Below are 22,410 nucleotides of genomic sequence, written 5' to 3'. Positions count from 1 at the left end.
CCATGAACGCGGATGTCCTGCAATTGCTTACCCTGCTGCTTCTGGCCGCCACCTTAGCGGTCACGCTTTTGTGCTACCTGAGCCTCAAGCGGCACTCCTCCTCTGAGGCGCGCTTCGATCAACTGGAAAAGGGGCTGGAACGCCTGGAGCGGACCCTGCAGGACGAGTTGCGCCGCAACCGCGAGGAGTTGGGGGGCAACCTGCGCAACTTCGGCGAGGCGGTGCAAAAGAGGATGGTGGATATCGCGTCGCTGCAGAAAGGGCAGATGGAGGGGTTCACGCAGCAACTCGCAAATCTCACCGCCAGCAACGAGCAGCGCCTGGACAAGCTGCGCGAGACGGTGGAAGTACGGCTCAAGTGGCTGCAGGAGGATAACTCGAAGAAACTGGAACAGATGCGGGCCACGGTCGATGAGAAGCTGCACGAAACCCTGGAGAAGCGCCTGGGTGAGTCGTTCAAGCAGGTGAGCGGTCAGTTGGAGCAGGTCCACAAGGGCCTGGGAGAGATGCAGTCGCTGGCTTCCGGGGTGGGCGATCTGAAAAAGGTCCTCTCCAACATCAAGACCCGCGGCACCTTAGGCGAGGTGCAGTTACACAACCTCCTGGAGCAGATCCTGACCCCGGACCAGTATGGCGCCAACGTGGCCACCAAGCCGGGCAGCGACGCCCGTGTCGAGTTCGCGGTACGGCTTCCGGGGCGAAACGACAAACCGCTCTGGCTCCCCATCGACGCCAAGTTCCCGCAGGAGGACTTCCTGCGCCTGGTGGAAGCCCAGGAGCAGGGGAACCAGGCTGCCGTTATCGAGGCCACCAAGCAGTTCGACAAGACGGTGCAGGGGATGGCCAAGCTTATCTGCGACAAGTACCTGGCGCCTCCTGAGACCACCGACTTCGCGGTCATGTTCCTGGCCAACGAGGCGAGCTACGCCCAGGTCTTGAGCCGCCCCGGACTATTCGACGCCATCCTGCGCGAGCACAAGGTCATCGTCGCCGGGCCCACCACCATCGCGGCCCTGCTCTCCTCGCTGAGCCTCGGTTTCAAAACCCTCGCCATCGAGAAGCGCAGCAGCGACGTCTGGCGCCTGCTGGGTGCCATCAAGACAGAGTTCATGACCTTCGGGACGCTGTTGGAGAAAACGAGGAAGAAGCTCGACGAGGCATCCTCCAGCATCGACACCGCCGCAACGAGGACGCGCCGGATCCAGCGCAAGATGCAGGGGATCGAGGAGTTGCCCGAGCACGAGGCGAAGGGGATATTGGGGGTGGAGCTCCCCGCCGGTCCCGACATAGAGCCAGGTGAGGTGGTGCTGATCGACGAGGCCTAAACAGCAAGGTGGCTGCTACCCGTCTCTCCCCCTCCCGCAAGGGGCGGGCGATAGTCGAATAAAAACAGCCCGCCGGCAGCCGGTCCATGGAACCGGTGCCGGCGGGCTTATTTATGCGCGGACTGACCGCTGCGTTATTTGATCTGCCCGCGGATTTCGCCGTCCGGGTACTTGTCGGTGTGGACGTTCACGTAGGTGTCGCCCGACCTGAGCAATTTGACCAGTTCGTCGAACTTCCCTTTGTAGTCGCCCATCAGGTCGTTGGCACCGACTTTACCCTCGGAGAGCATGCCCGAGAATTTCCCTTTCTTGCTGCCGCTGAAAAGGCCCACAATCGGGGGACCGTTTTCCCCTTTTTTGGCCACATGGATGTGAGCCGCGCTGACGTCCATGATGTTCTTGACGTAGAGCTTGTAAGTTAGCTCCTTGCCGTCTTTACTGAGCTTGAATTCAGCCTTGCCTGAAGACTTGGCATCAGGTTTGGCGACTTCCTCTTTCGGGGTCAATTTTGCTTTGAAGCTGTGCTCAGCGGCATAGCCGGTCGAGACAGCAAAGAACGCGGCTACCAACACCAGCAGTAACAGCCTGACCTTTCTCATCGCTTGCCTCCTTTACATCCTTTGTACTACCACTATTGCCGATTGTACCCTTTATATTCAAAAAACTCTATGCATTTAATTTGGGCTGGTTTGACAGATGTCGATGTCGGAGGGTTCTGCACTATTCGAATTCCGCGATGGCCTGCCCGGGCTGGACGGCTTCGCCGACGGAAACGAGGATCTTTTCCACCTTCCCGGACATGTGTGCCGTGATGTTGGTCTCCATCTTCATCGCCTCGAGGACCACGAGGAGATCATTCACCTCAAGGTGCTGGCCGACCTGCGCCACCACCTTGAAAACCACGCCCGCTATGGGGCTGCGGCAGATTTTGTCAGATGCCGCCGACATGCCTCCCGGCGGTGCGCCGGTTACCGGTGCCGGAGCAGCCATCGGCATGCCGGCCATCGGCACCGGTGCCGCCTGCACCGTCGTGGTCGGATACGACTCTGCCAACCGGACCTCTTCGCCCTCCTCAACCTCCACATCCACCCGGTACTTCTTTCCGTCAATGGTCATTGTAAGCTGCACGGTGGTCTCCTTATTGCTGCGCGGTTCACTTGTAGCCTCTCAGGTTCCTGCCCCTCCCCCCGGAGGGGGGAGGCTGGGTGGGGGGGAAAGAGGGCAACGTGTTCAAGCAGCCCCCTCCCTAGCCCTCCCCCTCCGGGGGAGGGAACACTATTGGTGCCTTACGTTGAGGTTGTGCGACGCCTGCAGCACAACGCGGCTTGACTGGCCCCAGGCGTTGACCTGCATCGGGTCGAGGAACCTCGCTTTCCTGATGCGGACGGTCCTGCCCAGGTATGCCGCTATCGACGCCGACATCACCATCAGCAGTTCCGGCGTTATCTCCTCATGGTTCCCTGCGTGCTCTTCCACGGCCTCCTCCTTACAGCGGGATCAGCCCGTGCTTCTTCATGGGCCGGAACTCGCGTTTGCTATGCAGGATGTCGAGCGTCATGGCCAGGTGGCGCCTGGTCTCGGCAGGCTCGATGATATCGTCCACGTCGCGCCTCCCCGCTGCCGCGTACGGCGTGGCGAAGGTGCTCTGGTAGGACTCGATCAACTCCTGCCGCCTCTTCTGCGGGTTCTCGGCCTGCGCAATCTCATTTCTGAAGATCACGTTGACCGCCCCCTGCGGCCCCATCACGGCAATTTCGGCGGTGGGCCAGGCGAAGACGCGATCGGTTTCCAGCTCCTTGCCGCACATGGCCAGGAAGGCGCCGCCATAGGCCTTGCGCATGATCACGGTGATCTTGGGAACGGTGGCGGCCGAGTAGGCGAAAAGCATCTTGGCGCCGTGGCGGATGATCCCCCCCTGCTCCTGCTGCACGCCGGGGAGGAACCCGGGTACGTCCACCAGTGTGATCAGCGGGATGTTGAATGCGTTGCAGAAGCGGACGAAGCGCGCCCCTTTGTCGGAGGCGTTGATGTCGAGGGCGCCCGCTAGCACGCTGGGCTGGTTTGCCACCACGCCCACGCTGCGACCCAGGATCCTGGCAAACCCCACCACGATGTTGGGCGCGAACAGCGGCTGGACCTCCAAAAAGTCGCCGCCGTCCACCAGACGCGTGATCACTTGGCGCACGTCGTACCCCTTCTTCGGATCCGTCGGAACCAGGGTGTTCAAGGTCTTGTCCGGCACCACGATATCATCGGCCTGAAGCTGCGGCGGGTCTTCGAGGTTGTTCGATGGGAGGAAGGAAAGCAGCCGCTTGCAGATGCGCAGCGCCACCAGGTCGTTCTCCGCGACGAAATGGGCGACGCCCGCGTAGTTCATCTGGGAGAGAGGACCGCCAAGGGCCTCGGCGGTGATCTCCTCACCGGTGGCCTCCTTGATGACCGATGGGCCTGTGATGAACATGCGCGCGCCGGCGGTCTGGATGATGAAGTCGGTCAGTGCCGGACTGTAGGCTGCACCGCCGGCACAGGGGCCGCAGATGAGCGATATCTGGGGCACCACGCCGGAGAGCATCACGTTGTGGTAGAAGATCTTGCCATAACCGGCCAGGGAGTCGATCCCTTCCTGGATGCGCGCACCGCCGGAATCGTTCATGAAGACGAAGGGGGTGCCCGTCTTCAGGGCGGAGAGCATCGACTGGACGATCTTGTCGCTATGCACCTCCCCTGCTGAGCCTCCAGCCACAGTGAAATCCTGGCTGGCCAAGTGCACCAACCGGCCACCGACGGTTCCGGCACCGGTCACCACGCCTTCCGCCGGAAACTCCTTGCCCGCCATGCCGAAGTTCGTACAGCGGTGCCTGGCAAAGAGGCCGACCTCCTGGAAGCTGTCCTTGTCAAGGAGCGTCTCGATGCGCTCCCGCGCGGTTAGACTTTGCTGGGCGTGCTGCTGGTCGATCTTGGCCCGCCCTCCTCCCAGCTTCAGCCGCTCTTTCCTCTCGTTGAGTTCCTTTACCTTTTCCTCTATCGACATGAGCGCGCTCCTTTAGCGGGTGCGGCGTCTATTCCTGGCCGTACGGCGCCACGGTAACCTTGTGCTGCTGACCGCTCAGGGTGACCGTGTAGGTTACGGGGCCTGTGATCTTGCCGGGGTGCCCCTCCGGGATGGTGGTTTCGGAAGCGCCGGTGGCAGGGTCCTTGCCGACGTTTCTCGGTCCTTCGTGTCTACTGGCAAAGAACTTGGGCGCCACCTGCGGGAACAACGCGTAAGTGAGCACATCCTCGTCGCTGCCGTCACATCCCTCCAGCGGCAGCGCCGCCGCCCGTAGCTTGTCCCATTCCGGTTCGAGCAGGTCCGCCGGACGGACGGTGATGGGCTCCTTCTTGGCGTGCCTGCGAGCCATCTCCACTACCTCCGGGTTCAGCTCTCCGGGAGATGCACCGTAGTAGCCGAGCATCAGGTCCGCGAACTCGCCGGTCAGCACCTTGTAGCGCCCCATCAGCGTGTTGAGCACTGCCTGCGTCCCCACGATCTGACTGGTGGGGGTCACCAGCGGGACGTACCCGGTGTCCTTTCTCACCACCGGGATCTCATCCAGCACCTCGTGCATGCGATCTGCCGCCCCCTGCTGTTTCAACTGGCTTTCCATGTTGGAAAGCATGCCGCCGGGGATCTGGCTCCTGAAGATTTCAGTCTCGACGCCGGTCACCGTGGAGAGAAACTCCCGGTAGCGCGGCAGGATCTTGGAGAAATGCTCTTTCACGCGCAGCATCCGGCCGAGATCGATCCTGGTGGCGTTGCCGGTATGCTCCAGCATCTCCACGAAGCTTTCCGTCGGGTTGTGTCCGGGTCCCAGCGACATGGAACTGACCGCCGTGTCGACGCAGTCCACCCCCGCTTCCACCGCCTTCATCAGGCTCACCATGGTGACGCCGGTGGTGGCGTGGACGTGCAACTGCACGCGGGTCTGCTCGCCGCAATACTCCTTGATGCCACGCACCAGCTCGTAGGCCGCCTGCGGCTTGATGAGCGCCGCCATGTCCTTGATGCAGATGGAATCGCACCCCATCTCCACCAGGCGTTTGGCCTGCTCCAGGTAGGCCTGGGTGGTGTGGATCGGGCTCACGGTGTAGGAGATGGCGCCCTGGGCGTGCTTGCCGCTCTTTTTCACCGCCTGGACCGAGCGCTCGATGTTGCGCAGGTCGTTAAGGGCGTCGAAGATGCGAAAGACGTCGATGCCGTTCTCGGCGCTCTTCTGGACGAAGCGGTCCACCACCTCGTCCTGGTAGTGCCGGTAGCCGAGCAGGTTCTGGCCGCGCAACAACATCTGCAACGGGGTTTTGGGCATAAGCGACTTGAAGGTGCGCAGCCGCACCCACGGGTCCTCGTTGAGGAACCGGATGCAGGCGTCGTAGGTGGCGCCCCCCCAGCACTCCAGGGACCAGAAGCCAGCATTATCGAGGTCCTCGCAGGCAGGGATCATGTCGTCGATGCCCAGGCGGGTCGCTATCAGGCTCTGGTGGGCATCGCGCAGGGCCAGTTCGGTGATGTCGATGATACGGTTCATATCTCCCCCCTTTCCACGAAGGGATAGTGTACGGGAAGGAGGCTCATTGGCAAGAGTTAATGTCTATTTTAAGGTGGGGAGGGCAGTGGGGGGGAGACGGCGGCCGAGGGGGTGGGACAGTCTACGGCAATGGGGCACCGACGGCGGCCGAGGGGCAGCGTCAGGTGGACGACATGGACAAAAGTGGACGCGGTGGACCCGGTGGACGGGGATCGCTGGGTGGACAAAAACTGAGCGTGCTTATAGGGGGACGGGCGCGCGTGGCACTGGGCAGCTACGCAGCAGCTAGGATGTCGCGGTAGAGGGCCAGGTAGGCGCCGGCTTCTTTCTCAGGACAACAGCTGTCACGCACGAGACACCTGCCGTTTTTCCCCAGCCGGTCGCGCAACTGCGCGTCGGTCACCAGGTGCTCGGCCTTGCGGCAGAAATCGGCGGCATCATGGTACACCAGACCGGCGACACCGTCTTTAATGATGGAACGGTTCCCCTCAATGTCGGAAACCAGGACCGGCTTGGCATAGGAAAGGGCCTCGAGGACCGTGTTGGCCATGCCCCCCTCAGTAACGGATGTATTCAGTACCACATCGACCCGCCGGTACAGATCTCCCATGACATCGTGGGCGACGACACCCAGATAACGTGCAAAAGGATACTGCTCCAACGCTTCCATTACCTCCGCAGCATACGCCGGCTCGAGCACCGGACCGGCCAGTTCCAGCCGCACCTGGGGGTAGCGGGCATGCAGTTCCGCCAATGGGGCCAGCGGGAACATCACATTCTTCACCGGGCGCAGGCCGGCGGGGAGCAGGAAAACAAATTCATCCCGTGCCTCCACGCCCGCCAGGGGAGCGTATTCCGCCGGGAGCTCCACCCCTTGGTGGATCAGGACGGTCCGCTCTTCGAGACTCGGCAGATGCTCACCCAGACGCTTCTTGACGCACGCGTGAAAGGCGACCAGCCGCGAGGCGTGGCGCAGCGCGCCGTGCATCTCCAGGCCGCGCTGATCGCTCAGCGCCTGGTAGATGTCGGTTCCCGTCAGGGTAATCAGGTAGGGGACGCCAAGGGACTTGGACAGCGCGTGCGCCACCCTGCCCCCGTGATAGGCATGAAAGGCATGCAACAGTTGCGGCGCGAACTCCTCGACTTCGGCCTGCAGACGCTCGCCCGCCAGCCGCCCCACCGGGAAAACCCGCACCTCGCACCCCAAGAGCCTGAGCTGCCCTTCGATGCGCCTTACTGTGACGGCGTTGCCGGTTTCCGCGGGATAGTAGTTGGGGGCGATGATGCCGACACGCATGAAGAACCTCTGCTTGAGTTTTTGCAACGACCATCATTAGAAAACACCGGCCGCAACAGGTTCAGATAATAGCCGTAAAACCCGCACTAGGCAAGGGATAAACCCCTTGCCTCACTCAAAGGATCATGGTACTTTAGCCGCATTCCGAGGTGCGACACATGAAAATTACCATCCTCGGCTCTGGTACCTCGACCGGGGTCCCCATGGTCGGCTGCCACTGCCAGGTCTGCGGTTCCTCTGACCCGCGCGACAAGAGAACACGTGCCTCCATCCTGGTCGAATCCGGCGGCCAACGCATCCTCGTCGATACCTCGACCGACTTGAGGATGCAGGCGCTGCGGGAAGGGATTCCGCAGATCGACGCCGTTCTGCTCACCCACACCCACGCCGACCACATCCATGGCATCGATGACTTGCGCGGCTTTCACTTCATCCACCGCAGGGTGATCCCGTGTTACGCCAGCCAGGAGACTATCGACCAGGTTCGCACCAACTTCTCGTACATCTTCGAGGGGCTGCACTCCGAGGGGTACTGGCCGCTGCTGGAGGCTTTCCCGGTTGCGGATCCCTTTGACCTGTTCGGCTGCCGCGTGACGCCGGTGCCGATCCGGCATGGTTCCTTCCTGGCCACCGGCTACCGGTTCGACAACGCTGCCTACCTCACCGACTGCAGCGAGATCCCGGAAGAGTCGCTGGCCCTGTTACAGGGACTGGACCTGATGATCATCGATGGCCTGCGTTTTTCCCCGCACCCCAATCACTTCAACGTGGAGGGTGCGCTCAAGATGTCGGAAATCCTGAAACCCCGACGCACCGTGCTGACCCACCTGACCCACGAGGTGCACCACAGCGACGCGGCGCGACTCCCCCAGGGTGTTGAATTCGCCTACGACGGCATGACGGTCGAGCTTTGAAGACGAACCAAATGAACCTGAGAAACGGACGGAACTGATGTTCAGAGACATTCGGCTGCACGGCTATGCAAACGACCAGATCGAGTTCTACGCCATCACGGCGGGCAGCGAGGCGTACAACCGTTATTTCTTCAACACCGACCCCTCCGATCCCGACGAGATCCGCTTCTTCTCTCCGGGCAACGAATTCATCATCGCCAAGAACGGTATCAGCCACCGGGGCAACGGCGGTTCCTTCTGCGAGTACATGTTCGGCGTGGACCAGCCCATCGCCGACCTGGCCAAGGAAGAGGTCTCCAACCGCCTCATCATCTACGGCACCCACTACGACCACAGAAGCGGGACACTGAGGTTCAGCGACCGCACCGAAGGATACGTCAGCTACGACAAGATCTTCTTCGACGGCAACGCCATCTTCAACTACTTCTTCGCCCTCACCGGTGCCGACTTCAGCGGTCCCATGCACGACCAGCAGGAGCGGATCCTCAGGGTGCTGGGCAAGGCGCTCAAGCGCTCTGGCGCGGTCGGGGAGGAACAGGACAACCTGATCATCCAGGAGATCCTGGACATCGTCGACGATCCTAGCGCCCACCTCTTCCTGTTCAAGCTGATCAACATCCGGCACCGCGAGTACAGCGAGGCCTTCAAGTCGCTCTACTTCAACAACAAGAAGATAACCGATGCCGAGTTCCAGTCGCTGGCCATGCTGGCCGAGCGCTACGGCATCGACCGTTACCAGCAGGAACGCATCCGCATCGACGTGATGTACAAGCATCCGGACAACCGGCGCATCGTCGACGAGTACAAGAACATCCTGATCGCCTGCAACCGAAAGGGCGAGATCAACAAGCTGGAGAACGCGCGCCTGACTCGCCTGAAGACGCTGTCGGTGCGCAACAAGATCCCGGGAGCGCTCTTCTATACGCTGGACGAGATGCTCAAGAAGGACAAGAAACTGGTCGACCTCGAGGAGAGCAACTACATCTCCGAAACCAGGCAGATCCTGGAAGGGATGTTCCTCTCAGAACGTCACATCGAGAGCACCATCGAGCCTGAGGACATGCTGAAGCTTCTCTTCGCCAAAAAGCAGGCGGCGGAGAACCGCGACCATGCCTTCGAAGAGATGCTGCTCGACGCCAGCAAGGCCTGCGACGAGAAGATCCGCGACGGCGCCGACATATCGATTCTGGAGGGGTACTCCTACATCATCACCTACTTCGACCGCTACGACGCCACCTCCTCTGCAATCAACCAGCTTGCCTTCATGGAGAACGTCAGGATCTCGGAGGAGATGATCCGAAGCCTTTTGGGCAACAAGCACGCCTTCGACATGCTGGCCCCGCAGCTATTCACCAAGCTCTTCCTCTCCGGCATCTTCGAGGACAAGTACCTGGGAATCTACGGCCGCAAGAAGGTGAGCCACCTGGCCTCGGGACTGAAACTCATCGAAGAGAACCGGCTTACGACGACCGCGCTCCTGGAGCAGTTGGTGCGCATCGACAGCGACGAGCGGCTGCACCTCACCCTGCTTGAGCACGTCAAGGACCGCATCCGCAACTTCTACTCGAAATACGCCACCAAGGCGGACCAGGACGCGCTCAAGAAGGAGCTCACCGAGGAACTGCTCAACAAGAAGCTCATCGACGAAGAGATCCCGGACCACCTGTTCCACGAGGCCATCCTCACCATCAAGAAAGAGGCGGTCTACATCCACAACCTGCTGCCACAGATCATCCTCGAGAAGAACTCCTCGCTGCGTGAGGACTTCCTGGAGAACTCGGGTCTGGACCGCTTCTACGTCGAGGAACTCGAGCGCGAATTCTTCGAGCTCAACGGCCTGAACCTGGAGGAGCTGTACCAGATCAGGAAAGGGTTCAACTAAACGGCAGGGGGCGAATGATTATTTGCCCCTACCCCCCCCTCATCTCCTGCCACCGCCCTACCGCCAGCTGTGGCGCCCCCATCACTCCCATCACTCCCATCACTCCCATCACTCCCATCACTCCCATCACTCCCATCACTCCCTTGCACCCTTGACACCCGCCGCCATTTCCACTACTGTCGCACAGTGTGTATTTTTTGTACTCAGGGGAGCACATGTCCGTTACAGAGCCGCAACTCAAGACGCTAGGCGACCGCATCGCCTCCTTCGGCAAAGAGAACCTCGACGAAACGCTGCACCTGGTCGGTGAAGGAGCGCGACTGGTCTCGGACCAGGAACGGGTGCGCATCTACCTCGAAGACCTGACCCGCGGCGCGCTTTCCTGCGCCTTCGTCTGCGGCAGCTTCGCCGACGAGATCCGCCAGGCGACCTTCCCTATCATCTCGGCCGAAGCCGGCGTTTCCAATACCTTCGTCACCCAGATGCCTTCCCAATTCCTGCGCCCGGCCGAGAGTGGCCTCCCACTGGACCAGGACTTTTCCCGCCGCTTCAGCATCGACGGCACCACCATGCTCCCGATAACCAACGACGGCAAGTCGATCGGCGTGGTCTGCGTGGACGGTCAGCTCCTGTCCCGCGATCGGATCGAGATGTTGGTGCCGTTCCTGGCCAGAGCAGGTGAGCGGGTGGACCAGGCCCGCAAGTACCACCAGCAACTGTTGCTGGCGCGCCGCGTCGAGGTCTACAAGAGAAGAGAGGCGGCTGGTTTCATGGTGCGCTCTGCAGTCAACCTGATCGATGGGCTGACCCTCGCCTCGGTCCTGGTTCCGGCGCGCGGCGGCATGGAGGTGCTGGCGAGCCACGCAGAAGACGCGGACCTCAAAGCCCGCTACGACAACGTCGGCAGCATAGACCTGAAACACGGCACCTCGCTGGTGTCGCGCTACGTCAACGAGGCTGGGGTAGTAACCGACGACCAGCTCCTGAAGCCGCTCTTCATCGCCGACCTCCAGGACCAGACCATCCAGCGCCGGGCGCTTACCGAGGAGATGGGGCTGAGAACGCTGTACATGGTGCCACGCATCGAGCCGGGCACGCGGCGGCTCATCTGCCTGATCAACTACTTCACCCGTCAACTCGCCAGCTTCTCCGAGTTCGAGGAAGGGCTGCTGCAGACCCACGCCGAGATGGTGGAACGGGTCATCAACGAAGTCGGTGGGGAGCACCTCGAAATCAAGGTCCTCTCCGAAATCTCCGACCTGCTTCAGGAACGCAACGAGGGGCTGCACCCCTTCCTGACCAAGGTGCTCTCCAAGGCGACCGAGCTGATTGGCGCCGATACCGGCAGCATCGCCATCGTGCAGGAGCGCGAAGGGGAGAAGTACCTGGTCGTCGAGAACGAGGAGGGGACCATCGTCGGCGCCAAGAACAAGGAATGGTTGAAGAAGAAGATTCCCCCTTTCAAGATCGGCGGCAGCGATCTTCCGCCGCAGGAGCGCAGTCTCACCGGCTACGTGGCTTGGACCAAGGAACCCAAGATCATCGGGCAGGTCGCGGACACCACGCAGCACGAAGGCTTTCATCGCCCCATGAACGAGCTGATCAAGAGCGAGATGGCCGTGCCGGTGATCAGCGACGACGAGGTCATTGCCGTCATCTGCCTCAACTCGCTTCAGGACGCGTACTTCACCGAAGAGCACAAGCGCATCCTTCAGATCATCGACCGCCTCACCTCGCGGCATATCTCCGACATCCAGCGTATCGAGCGGCTGCAGTCCGAGGTGAACAAGCTGCAAAGCGACATCGCCTACAAAGACCCGAAGGTCTCCTCCTATCGTCTAGGCAACATCATCGGCAACAGCCGCAAGGCCCAGGAGATCGTTGCCTTCATCAACACCGTGTCGCAGCCGCTCTCCAACCGGATCGCCCTCTGGAGCCGGCACGTGCTGCAGGAAGCCACCATCGGCCTCCCCTCCATCCTGGTGCTCGGCCCTACCGGCGCGGGGAAGGAGTTCTTCTTCAACAACCTGTACAACAAGCTGAACGAGTTGTACCGGCAGCAGATCAACCCCGACGGCGAGTTGCCGGTCAAGAAGACCAACATCGCCGCCTACAGCGGGGATCTCACCTACTCCGAGCTCTTCGGGCACATCAAGGGCGCCTTCACCGGCGCCTACAGCGACAGGAAAGGGATCCTGGAGGAAGCCTCCGGCGGCATCGTCTTCCTGGACGAGATTGGCGATGCCGACCCGAAGACCCAGGTACAGCTGCTGCGCTTCCTGGACAACGGCGGGTTCGTCCGTCTCGGTGAGAACCGGGAGAGGATCAGCCGTGTGCTACTGGTGGCCGCCACCAACAAGGACCTGAGAAAGGAGATCGCCCTCGGCAACTTCCGTGAAGACCTGTACCACCGTCTCACCGAGCTCTCCGTTGTGGTGCCGTCCCTGAACGAGCGCCGCGAAGACATCCCCGACCTTTCCACCCACTTCCTGGGCAAGCTTTACCGTACCTACAGAAGCACCGAGGAAGCCGGCCGCGACGACGAACCGAGCCTTTCCAAAGACGCCAAGGAAGCGCTGGTGGGCCATAACTACAAGGGGAACATCCGAGAGCTGAGGAGTATCCTCTTGCGCGCCCTGTTCTTCAGGACCGGGAAGATGGTGACCGGCGAGGACATCCGGAAGGCCATCAGGGATGGTTCGCGCGAGCAGGTGGTCCCGGCCTTTGAGTTGCTGGCCGAGGAAGTGGCCAGCGACATCCTTAGCGACATCGAAGCTGGGAAGGACTTCTGGGAAGCCGTGTACGAGCCGTACTCGCAGAGCAGGATCTCGAAGGACGTGGTGCGGCTGGTCGTGGAGAGAAGCCGGAGTGTTGCCGGCAAGAGCATGCCCGAAGTCGCCCGGCACCTGAAAGCCGTCACCGGCTCCCCGCAGGAGGATGAGGAAGAGAGGAAGCGGTTCTTCCGGTTCAAAAACTTCCTTTACAAGACGGTGAAGATTTGACCCCTTTTAAAGGAGTGTTAAACAAGGATATTTATCAATAAAAAACAATTACTTAGAAGTTGACACCGCCATAAAGACCCGCTAATCTGTAAGCCAGATTTAGCGGGTTTTTTACTGATCTTCGTACCCATATCGTACCCAGCCCCCCTTTTTTTAGGCCTGGGTACGATAAAAATATTCTAATTGTGGTGCCAATGCCAAAGATCAAGTTTACCAAGTCGACGCTGGAAAAGCTGGCAGCCCCTCCCGGGGAGCGGGTGGATTACTTCGACACCGAGACACGCGGCCTGGGGTTGAGGGTGGGCAACTCGTCCAAGACCTTCTTCGTGAAGGTCGACATCCGCGATGCGGGCTCGAAGACCGGATACCGCAGCGTGCGCAAGACGCTGGGGCGGTTCGGAGAGATCACACTGGAACAGGCGCGCAAGGAGATCCAGGGGTATGACGACCGCGACAAGGGGTTTGTCCCCGGCGTGCGCCTCGAGATCAAGCGGGGGCAGACCAAAATGCACGGGTCGGATGTCACCCTGGCGCAAATGCTGGAGGCATACTTTTTGGAGAAGAAGACTGCGGAAGGGAACAGCTACAAACCATCAACCGTCAGGGGGTACACCAACATCGTCACCCGCCACTTCGAAACCTGGCTCTCCCTCCCCCTCGCCGAGATCGGGAAACTGACACCAGAGGTGGTCATTGACCGTTACCGGCAAGCGGAAATCGGCCATGGCCCCTACGGCGCCAGAAACGCATTTGTCATGCTTGCGGCGATCATCAATTATGCACGGGTGAAATACCCGGGTGTCGTCGCCACTAATCCGCTGGCCGTGCTGCGGTTCGGCAAGCACATGAAGAAGATCCAGGCGAGGACCGAGCGACTGGAGGGGAAGGAGTTCGGCATCTTCTACCAGGGGATCCAGAAGTTCAACGAGAACATCCGGGACTGCTACCTGTTCTGCCTCTACCATGGCCTGAGGAGCCAGGAGGCTGCCACCCTGCGATGGGAGTACGTCAACCTGGACCGGCTGACCCTGACCATACCCGACACCAAAAACCGCAGGCCTTTGTATGCTCCGCTCTGCCGCCAGTCGCTGGAGATCCTGGAACGGAGGCTTGCGCAACGCGAGGAGGGTTGTCCTTTTGTATTCCCGGCGGTGAAGACGGTTCGCTACAGCACCAACAAGACCGGGCACGTCAGGCTCATGGCTACAGCGCTTAAGCTCAACACCGGGCTGAACATCACCGTGCACGGCCTGCGCCGGACCTTTATAACCACGGCTCGGCGGTTGAAAATTTTCGAGGACGCGGACAGGCTCACCAACCACGTGGACAGCACGATTTCCGGGCGGCACTACGATGCGACTGACGTTGAAGATCTGCGCAGGCCCTTGCAGACCATTGCTGGCGAACTTGAGCGGTTAATGAAGGAGGGAACAGCTAAGGTGCTACAGCTTCATTGACGCGAATTGAGTCGGCGCTGACCCGACAGAGCTTGTCGGTCAGGTCAGCGCTATGGTTGCTTCCTCGTGTTGCTTTCACAAATATCAGTGCCGGCCTAACATTTAGCGTCTGGCATCCTTGCCAAACGTGCACGTTCCGTTTATTGTGCTGCAAAGCCTCTTGACGAACTAAGGCACGTCATAGTGGATTAGCAGCAATGTACCTCAGGATATAAGGGAGATAAGCAGACTTATCCAAGTATTTTTTATTTTCAGAGTAAATCTGGTGGACAAACTTGGAAAGATGTTTCAACTGTTTTTCTGATATTATTCGGATCAGGTCGGAGACAGTATTACCGAATTCATCTATTAATTTTTGGTCTATGACCCGCATATCTCCGCACAGTTTAAAGACATTAATAGAACTCAGAAGCTTTTTGAAGGCTTCCCCTGTATTTTTAGTCAGTATCACTTCTTTTTCTGCATATCTCCTATACGAGTTTATTAATAATGTACCTGCTATTCTTGATGTTCTTACCGGCAGATCTGGATTCTCTTTAAGGACCTTTTCCAGGAGTGCTATTCCCTCATCATATGAACCTTGATAGACAAGATTTCTGGCGTATTCTATTACCACATTTGGAACATCTGGCCTTAACAAATACGCCTTCTGTATGTATTCGGTTGCCTTTGTTGAATCACTCAAAGATCTCAACAAGAACCCAGAATAAAAATAATTCAACCTCGCATTATCAGGTTCAATTTCCAGAGCCATACGATAATCTTCTTCAGCTCCCAGCACATCATTTGTCATGGCTTTAATAAACGCCGACAACCGGTACACTTCAAAGTATCCAGGTGCCAGATTTTTTGCAACCTTTATCATTTCTAGTGCAGGTTCACATTTATTTTGCCTTGACAGTTGCAGTGCCTGCTGCAAGTAGCTTGCTGCTATTGTTTCAGTCGAGTTTCGTGCTTCAATTGCGTTGACTCCGAACTCATAATATTTCTTCGTAATTTTGCCTTGCTCTGTCGCTCCTACAAGTTTATTTTTTTTGTCTGTAACAGCATCTATAAATTCTTTATCAGGGGCATGATATTTTAGAAGGTATTCTCTCGCAAATTCGGTGATAGAGTAAAGCAATTCGTTGTCTGTGCAACTTTTACAAATTTGACGTTTTACAAAGGATGTAGATATCAAGCTGATTATTGCGCGCTTTAGCTCAAGCGTTTCTATGTCTGAATAAAAAATAATTTCAGCTTCCGTCAACTCAGTTCGTGCGGCTAACATTGTCTGAAGAACCTTTTTTGCGCTTGCGCTCATTTTGTCGAAAACATTTGACAGACAAAACTCCAACAGCGAGTCTTTATTCAGCAGTACTTGGTCGGGACTCTGACCTGAGGCAACAGAGTTAATAAACCATTTTAGCGCCAAAGGGTTGTAGTGTAGCTTTTTTGCAATGTCAGAAAGTCGTGCTGTCGGCAAACGCAACAACACATCGTCGTTACGCATTTTGGACGCCTCTCTCATCAAAGTCACGGATTCTATCTCCGTCAACCCCTCTAGGTGACGCGGGTACTCCAACTCCCCCAGGCCCACCCTAGAAGTGATAGCAATTTTCGCGTACAACTGTGCCTCTCGTATAAACTCCTTTATTTCTTCGCTAATTATGGTTTCCAAGTTATCAATTATCAGTAGGCATTTGAAGTTTTGCATCACGTCCATCACTGCCTGTATGTTATCAGTGAGGGAATGCTGGGGCTGATTGAGGTGACTCGCAAGGTTTCTGACTATCCCGGGAAAACTATCAATAGCCTCTTTTATTTCTACGATACCTGCAGGGGTAAGCATGGTAGTTTTAGCCGTGGTCCATAACACCATGTCAAAGGGACAGATCTCAGACATATCAACTATGTCATAAGCTACTTTAAGCATAAGTGCTGATTTACCGATCCCCCCCTCTCCGATCACACTCACAACTCTGGTAGAACCCAGCAAAAGTTTTATTATTTCTTTCGTGTCCTTCTTCCTACCAATAAAGCCCGTTTCATCAAAATCTGGGATTGGCAGATTGTTATAGACAATCTCGTTCTCAACATCGACCCTAGGGAGGTCAACAGTCAATATAAAGGTGGGATCAGACTCGATTTGGTGTAGAACATTTCTTGTGGAGTTGAAATCTTCATCTGCTGAAATGTCTTGAGCAAAGCCATAAACAAAGCCTAAATCGCCATGCAGCAGAGGCCGATTGTGCATCACCCTGTTACGGATTGGCACAATTAAATCGAGCCTTTCCACAATCGCCTGGATTTTCATTATAAATTCGTCGGAAAGTATCTCTCTGTTCTGCAATATGACTTTATAACTATCTTGAAAATCAAGGTAATGCACTAATTCGTTAAAATTACATTCGGGACTGGTACCAGGGTAATCTTTCGCGAATCGGCTTGTTGCATTTTCTCGAAGTTTTTTGTCAACAATAAAGCTGCTGTCCCTATGACATGGAATAACTTGGGTCTGGATGATTGCTTTAAGATCCGATTCCAACGCCGAAATAAGCGCATACAGTGTCAAGCGTGCTTCAGATATTTTCACTTCGCCACTCCCCCAGTATTTTTATAACCATCACAGAAATCAGGGGCAGCACTATAGCATGTCAAGTTAACCAACAACAATAAGAAAGTTCTGTATGAAACCTTGGCAAACCGACATCCTCTGTTAATTTTTACCAATATTCTTTTTGATTCCTAATGCAAATATCAGTTATGGACCCCTCATTATGATGTCCATCTCACCCGGCATGACAGCAGGACATGCAGGAGGATCCAAAGAGGACTACCATCTGGGAGGCGACGCCCTGGGGGAGAACTCCCTGTGGGTCGGCAGGGGGAGCCGGGACCTTGGACTTGAAGGCGCGGTCCAGGAGGAGGAGGAGTTCCGCGTCCTCTGCAGGGATGAGGATCCTGCCGGTAATCGTTTTGTGTCTTTCTGGCTTTTCCGGGATCCGGATACGGGGGCGCTCGTAGAGCGACACCGGGCCGGGAACGACCTAACCTTTTCAGCGCCCAAGTCGGTATCCATCGCCTATGTCGCCAGAGTCACCGGGATCAAGGAGGCGCACGACGCGGCGGTGCTTTCGGTGGTTTCCCACGTGGAGGAGCACTACTGCCACTGCCTGACCCCTGGCGGCATCATGAACGGCGGAATGGTGGCCGCTAAGTTCGACCATGCCACCTCGAGGAACATCGACCCGCAGCTGCACTCCCACGTCTTCGCGCTGAACGTCGTCCATGCCCAGGACGGAAGCTGGAAAGCCAACGAGCCGAAGGCCATCTTCCAGGACCAGAGCCCCCTCGGGCTTTTGTACCGGCAGGCGCTCGCCTGGGCCCCAGAGTTTCGAGAAGGACACCTGGCTTCCAAATTTGCCCTACAGAGGCAAAACCGGGAGCCACCAATGTAGTAGCAAGGGGTAAAAAAATCCTCATGCCTATGGGGGCCGCAGCAGCAGATGGTGCTCCGGGTGGACGAGGCCGGTTTTCTCGGGGCAAGGCAGACCGAGCGCCTGCTCGACGTTGTCCAGGGGGCGGAAACGAGAGGGGGCACGTGAAGTTGCACCTTATGGGGTTTGCCAAGCAGATGCAGAAGATTCAGGCGCTGGGCCTCTTGCTGTGCATCTTCGGGAGTCAATCAACTAGCCACACCTAGACAGAGATCATCATGCAGGCGACCCTCAGCTCAGGCAGATCACCCGGGTGCAGAACCCTGAGGACAGGAAGTGCAAGGCGGTCGCGCATCACCTGGAGGAGAGCCTGAAGCTTTCACAGTCCCCTGAGTGTTCGGCGTCAGAGAGATGCTGCAGGTGATCACGCGGTCATTTAGCGACCGGAGCACAGGTCGAGGAAGACTCTTCCTTTTGAACACATCGTGCATTCGCTACGCCGCTCACTGTGACCGTCTAACTCTTCAGTGCGGGAGGTTATCTTTAGAGGATGCCGGGACCGCCAACAGAGCTTTCACTGCCGAGGAAATTCAAGGGTGATCTTGCGAAATAATCATTGGCTAGGAATGCCTCAGGTCATCCCGTTTTTTAACGGCGAGCCTCGCTTCCGCTCAGCTTCATTTTTCCTTATACACCTGACGCAGCCTTTCGCCGCAGCATCAGGTGTAAGTCCTTGAAAAAGGCCAAAAAGACTGCCGCCAGAACGGCGCATGGAGTGTGCTAGGTCGTTGATATCACTACCGGACCAGGTGGTCCAGCGCTTGAGAGGGATAAGAGATGGCAAAAACAAAGATGAATCAGAGATTACCTGCCGAGGTTTTCGAGCGGTTGATGCAACTGCAGGAGTCCCAAAAGCTCTCCATGGGAGACCTCATTTCCGGTGCGCTGGACGCTCTGGAACGGGAAGTATATCTCCCGGAAACGCTTCTGGAGCGCGTCGAAAATCTGGAGGTTTTGGCCCTCTCGATCATAGAAAAAGTGGAGCTTCTGGATCAGAAAACGCTGAGCGCCGACAAGATAAGACACTTTTTCCAAGTCTTGGAAAAACAGCTGGTCGCCCACGATCAAGCCGAGCATGCACGCTTTCAACGGATCGCTGGTCCGCAGGCTTTCGACTAACAGGCGTGCCCCAGCCGCCACCCAGGAAGGATGCCAAAAAGAGGCGCTGATCGTGGACCAAAGCAGCCGGCCGGAAAGCGCCGGCAGCTTTAAACGGTCCCAGCCCGTGCTACGGGAGGCGCTTTCGCTCACGCTGCACGCCTCCCTCCGCACCGGCAATTTTTCAGCGGGACGACCCCCGGAAAGGGCGCAAACGAGTACTTTTTGTAGCTCGATTTGTTGACAAGGGAGGGATCGACGGAAGGATTGACGGCAAATAAGGTTTATCCACAGGCACGTATTGTAATTTATCGAAAAAAATAAAGTGTTTGACTAAACTGACAATCGCCGATAAGATTGACGTCATGCCTGACTTGCCATCCAAAATGTTTCCTATGTTCCCTACCGATCCTTCGGGTGAGCTCGCGGACTTGGCGCGGGATCTCCTCTCCCGCTCCTCCGTCCTTAGCGGCATCTTGCACCCCAAAACGCAAGAGGGGGTTGTCGAGTTGGTGCGGATCATCAACAGCTACTATTCCAACCTCATCGAAGGCAATAGCACCCACCCCGTGGAGATCGAGCGCGCCATGCGCGCCGATTATTCCCAGGCCCCCGCGAGGCGCAACCTCCAATTGGAGAGCTTGGCGCACATCAGTTGCCAGCGAGCCGTAGAGGGGTTGGCGGCAGAAACTCCCGAGGCTTTCAACCCTACGACAGCTCACTTCCTCTCGTGGGTCCATGACGAGTTCTACAAGCTGATCCCGGATGAGATGCGCTGGGTGACCAACGAAAAGACCGGGGAAAAGGTAGAGGTCATCGGCGGGCAATTCCGGGAGCGTGACGTAGAGGTAGGAAGACACCTCCCCCCGGAATACGCCTCATTACCGATGTTTCTGGCTCGGTTCCACGACGCGTACCAGGCCGAAACGCTCCATGGCTTGGAACCCATTATTGCCGCTGCCGCCTCTCATCACAGGCTCGTCTGGATCCACCCATTTCTGGACGGAAACGGCAGGGTTGCGCGGCTTTTCTCCGACGCCTATTTAAGATCGATTTCTCTGCCTGGATATGGCTTATGGAATGTCAGCCGAGGCTTGGCCCGCGGCAAGGACAGATACATGGAGGCATTGGCGGTAGCCGATGCCGGCAGGAGAAATGACCTGGACGGAAGAGGGAACCTGTCCAACGAAGGACTCATCTTTTTCTGCAAGTTTTTCCTGCTGACCTGTCTTGATCAGGTGGAGTACATGACGTCCATGCTTTCCCTTGATGGCCTCTTGGGAAGGATCCTTGGCTACGTGAAGCTCCGCGAGTTGAAGATGGCTCCGGCGCCACTACCCGATCAGTATCCCGCCTTGAGGGTGGAGGCCGCACATATCCTCCAGGAAGTGCTGCTCCGGGGAGAGATGACCCGTGGCCAAGCTGCCGCCGCTTGCCCGTCCCCGCGCATGGGTAGAGACATCCTCGCTCAGCTTCTGGCTGAAGGCCTCCTCGTATCTTCTTCGGCAAAAGGCCCCGTCAGAATGGGGTTCCCGGCGCACGCCGCAGGACACCTCTTCCCCGACCTCTTCCCTATGGGTACCTAACATAAAGGGGCGGCTCCCTCACAAGGACCGCCTCCGTCCCTCCCTCTTTCTGGCACTTGAAGTTGGCGCTCTTTCGTTTTGAACTGCGGTCGCACTCTTCTCGAGTCAATTGGGGCAGTCATCTTCCACAGCAGTTTCCTGTGCAACAGTATTAATATCACGAGCTTCTAAAATTGCCTTGGCTGCACCGTGACGGGCTACTGCAAGCATTGCTTTTCCAATAATTTCAGTTGTTAATATCATATTGGGCAGCAATGCGCGGAGTATAGGCAGCAGCGGCTTGAGTATTGTGTACACGATCCGATACGCGGTCGTTTTGGATCGTGCGCCATGTAACGGTTGAATAATGCCTGGACGGAATAAATATACAGCTTTGAATGGCAATCGTAACAAGGCATTCTCTGTCTTGCCTTTAACTCTTGCCCACATCGTACGGCCTCGTTCGGTACTGTCAGTACCTGCACCCGATACATAAGTGAACGTCATTTTTGGATTTATGTGAGCCAACGTCTGTGCTGCCGCCAGAGTCAGATCATGGCTTAATCGGGTATATTCAGCTTCTGATAACCCTGCTGCTGACACGCCAAGGCAGAAGAAGCACGCGTCAAAGCCATGCAGGTCTGATTCGATTGCCCTGTAGTCAAATAGGTCTGTATGCAACAGTTCCAGCAACTTCGGGTGGCGTTGACCAGAAGGCGAGCGTCCAAGAGTCAGGATGCACTCGATGTCATCCGCAAGAAGACATTCACGCAATACTCCCTGCCCAACCATGCCAGTGGCGCCAAATATTATCACTTTCATTGTATTGAGCCCCTTCAATGTGAATACGGGTTCAACAAGTTATCTTGTGTAGCACTCCGCTTCTGGCAAGGAAGCGGAGTCACTGACATCTTGACCGGCTTTTCTTGTTTTCCAACCGATAAAAACAGGGGTCACGGCCATATCATGAAATAACCCCTTTCAGTCGGCTTTAACGGAAACGGAGAAGTCGTGCCATTTACGATCATTTTCAGAAACCGCGCTATCCGAGTTGGCAACATATTCGACTGCATCCGCTCCCATTAAGATCTCGAATGGTGTGTCTTCACGGTTTGCGAGTTCGATGATCGCGTTGGCAATTTTAGCCGGATCTGACGATTCGTTGCCCGCCATTGACCGGAGCTTTTTTGCAAATGCGCCTACTGTCTGTTCGTAAGGTGGACTAACAGGGGGAATGTTCATTGAGGCTCCCGCCCAATCAGTCCGGATTCCACCTGGCTCAATGGTGGTAACCTTGATACCTAACGGCGCTACTTCCTGTGCTAACCCCAGGGAAAACCCTCGAACAGCGAATTTTGCACTCTGATAAGCTGTCAATCCTGGACCTGAGAGCCGTGCACCAATAGAAGCAATCTGGAAGATATTGCCATGCCCCTGCTCGCGCATAATGGGGACAACAGCCTTGCTGACGTACACAACACCGAAGAAATTGGTTTGAACCTGCTGTGTGAAATCGTCGAGAGTGATGTCTTCGACAGACGCTGTATTTGCGTAGCCCGCATTATTCACAACAACGTCGATTTGACCGAAAGTTTTGTGAGCTTGAGTTACTGTTGCCTGTACTGCTTCAGCGTCAGTAACATCAAGTGCTAACGGAAATAGGCGCTCTCCATATTCGGCTGCCAAGTCATTGAGTTGCTCCGGCTTCCGTGCTGTCGCCACGACGGTGTAACCGGCTTTGAGCGCAGCTTCCACTACCTTACGTCCGAGTCCTCGTGAACTTCCTGTGACCAGCCAGACTTTTGTGTTTTTAGACATATAGGTTC

The 22,410-nt window shown here is 57.0% G+C and carries 17 protein-coding genes; 8 read left to right on the top strand and 9 right to left on the bottom strand.

The genetic code is table 11. The annotated features are described in order from the left end of the window. The first annotated feature begins 2 nt into the window (after positions 1-2). Complete coding sequence (gene rmuC, locus JFN91_RS02255) at positions 3-1,325, top strand: DNA recombination protein RmuC (RefSeq protein ID WP_199387579.1); 1,323 nt, start codon at positions 3-5, stop codon at positions 1,323-1,325. 134 nt (positions 1,326-1,459) lie between these two features. On the opposite strand, the gene JFN91_RS02250 is transcribed toward rmuC, so the two are convergent. The 6 genes from JFN91_RS02250 to JFN91_RS02225 all read right to left on the bottom strand — a co-directional run bounded on the left by JFN91_RS02250 (position 1,460) and on the right by JFN91_RS02225 (position 7,214). Next, entirely contained in the window at positions 1,460-1,924 is a 465-nt protein-coding gene (locus tag JFN91_RS02250; protein ID WP_199387578.1) for a CHRD domain-containing protein, read from the bottom strand. A 121-nt stretch (positions 1,925-2,045) separates the two neighbouring features. Continuing rightward, a complete protein-coding gene (locus JFN91_RS02245) occupies positions 2,046-2,453 on the bottom strand; it encodes a biotin/lipoyl-containing protein (protein WP_199387577.1) in 408 nt (135 codons plus the stop codon). Between the two features lie 147 nt (positions 2,454-2,600). Beyond that, positions 2,601-2,801 (bottom strand): hypothetical protein, encoded by a 201-nt coding sequence (locus JFN91_RS02240; protein ID WP_199387813.1) that lies wholly within the window; start codon positions 2,799-2,801, stop codon positions 2,601-2,603. Between the two features lie 10 nt (positions 2,802-2,811). Continuing rightward, the gene (locus JFN91_RS02235) at positions 2,812-4,356 is read right to left on the bottom strand and encodes an acyl-CoA carboxylase subunit beta (protein WP_199387576.1); all 1,545 of its coding nucleotides are present in this window, start codon (positions 4,354-4,356) and stop codon (positions 2,812-2,814) included. Between the two features lie 28 nt (positions 4,357-4,384). Next, positions 4,385-5,890, bottom strand: a complete 1,506-nt coding sequence (locus JFN91_RS02230) for a methylmalonyl-CoA carboxytransferase subunit 5S (RefSeq protein WP_199387575.1) — start codon at positions 5,888-5,890, stop codon at positions 4,385-4,387. Between the two features lie 274 nt (positions 5,891-6,164). Next, a complete protein-coding gene (locus JFN91_RS02225) occupies positions 6,165-7,214 on the bottom strand; it encodes a GPMC system family 4 glycosyltransferase (RefSeq protein WP_236014874.1) in 1,050 nt (349 codons plus the stop codon). 131 nt (positions 7,215-7,345) lie between these two features. Here JFN91_RS02225 and JFN91_RS02220 point away from each other — a divergent pair, with 131 nt between their 5' ends. From JFN91_RS02220 to JFN91_RS02205, 4 genes are all read left to right on the top strand, one after another. Next, positions 7,346-8,101, top strand: a complete 756-nt coding sequence (locus JFN91_RS02220; RefSeq protein WP_199387574.1) for a GPMC system MBL fold metallohydrolase — start codon at positions 7,346-7,348, stop codon at positions 8,099-8,101. 37 nt (positions 8,102-8,138) lie between these two features. Then, entirely contained in the window at positions 8,139-9,983 is a 1,845-nt protein-coding gene (locus tag JFN91_RS02215; RefSeq protein WP_199387573.1) for a TIGR04442 family protein, read from the top strand. A gap of 215 nt (positions 9,984-10,198) precedes the next feature. Further along, positions 10,199-12,985, top strand: coding sequence for a GPMC system transcriptional regulator (locus tag JFN91_RS02210; protein WP_199387572.1), 2,787 nt, complete (start codon positions 10,199-10,201; stop codon positions 12,983-12,985). Positions 12,986-13,179: 194 nt separating this feature from the next. Then, positions 13,180-14,442 carry a tyrosine-type recombinase/integrase gene (locus JFN91_RS02205; protein ID WP_199387571.1) on the top strand — a complete coding sequence of 421 codons (1,263 nt, stop codon included), beginning with the start codon at positions 13,180-13,182 and terminating at the stop codon, positions 14,440-14,442. A 178-nt stretch (positions 14,443-14,620) separates the two neighbouring features. On the opposite strand, the gene JFN91_RS02200 is transcribed toward JFN91_RS02205, so the two are convergent. After that, positions 14,621-17,017: a tetratricopeptide repeat protein gene (locus tag JFN91_RS02200; protein ID WP_199387570.1), complete on the bottom strand. Its 2,397-nt coding sequence runs from the start codon at positions 17,015-17,017 to the stop codon at positions 14,621-14,623. Between the two features lie 184 nt (positions 17,018-17,201). Between JFN91_RS02200 and mobF the strand changes: the two genes are divergently transcribed. The 3 genes from mobF to JFN91_RS02185 all read left to right on the top strand — a co-directional run bounded on the left by mobF (position 17,202) and on the right by JFN91_RS02185 (position 20,605). After that, positions 17,202-17,882, top strand: coding sequence for a MobF family relaxase (gene mobF / locus JFN91_RS02195; RefSeq protein WP_199387569.1), 681 nt, complete (start codon positions 17,202-17,204; stop codon positions 17,880-17,882). Between the two features lie 816 nt (positions 17,883-18,698). Continuing rightward, on the top strand, positions 18,699-19,040 hold the full coding sequence (locus JFN91_RS02190; protein WP_199387568.1) for a hypothetical protein: 342 nt from the start codon (positions 18,699-18,701) through the stop codon (positions 19,038-19,040). 491 nt (positions 19,041-19,531) lie between these two features. Then, a complete protein-coding gene (locus tag JFN91_RS02185; RefSeq protein WP_328745581.1) occupies positions 19,532-20,605 on the top strand; it encodes a Fic family protein in 1,074 nt (357 codons plus the stop codon). 105 nt (positions 20,606-20,710) lie between these two features. Here the strand turns inward: JFN91_RS02185 and JFN91_RS02180 are convergent, their stop codons facing one another. Further along, the gene (locus tag JFN91_RS02180; RefSeq protein WP_199387567.1) at positions 20,711-21,406 is read right to left on the bottom strand and encodes a Rossmann-fold NAD(P)-binding domain-containing protein; all 696 of its coding nucleotides are present in this window, start codon (positions 21,404-21,406) and stop codon (positions 20,711-20,713) included. A 159-nt stretch (positions 21,407-21,565) separates the two neighbouring features. Next, the gene (locus tag JFN91_RS02175; protein WP_199387566.1) at positions 21,566-22,402 is read right to left on the bottom strand and encodes an SDR family NAD(P)-dependent oxidoreductase; all 837 of its coding nucleotides are present in this window, start codon (positions 22,400-22,402) and stop codon (positions 21,566-21,568) included. Positions 22,403-22,410: the final 8 nt, after the last annotated feature.

It is taken from the genome of Geomonas anaerohicana, from assembly GCF_016458305.1.
GTDB classification, from domain to species: Bacteria; Desulfobacterota; Desulfuromonadia; order Geobacterales; family Geobacteraceae; genus Geomonas; species Geomonas anaerohicana.
Note: the sequence above shows the minus strand (reverse complement) of the source record. Positions and strands in the feature narration are given on the sequence as shown.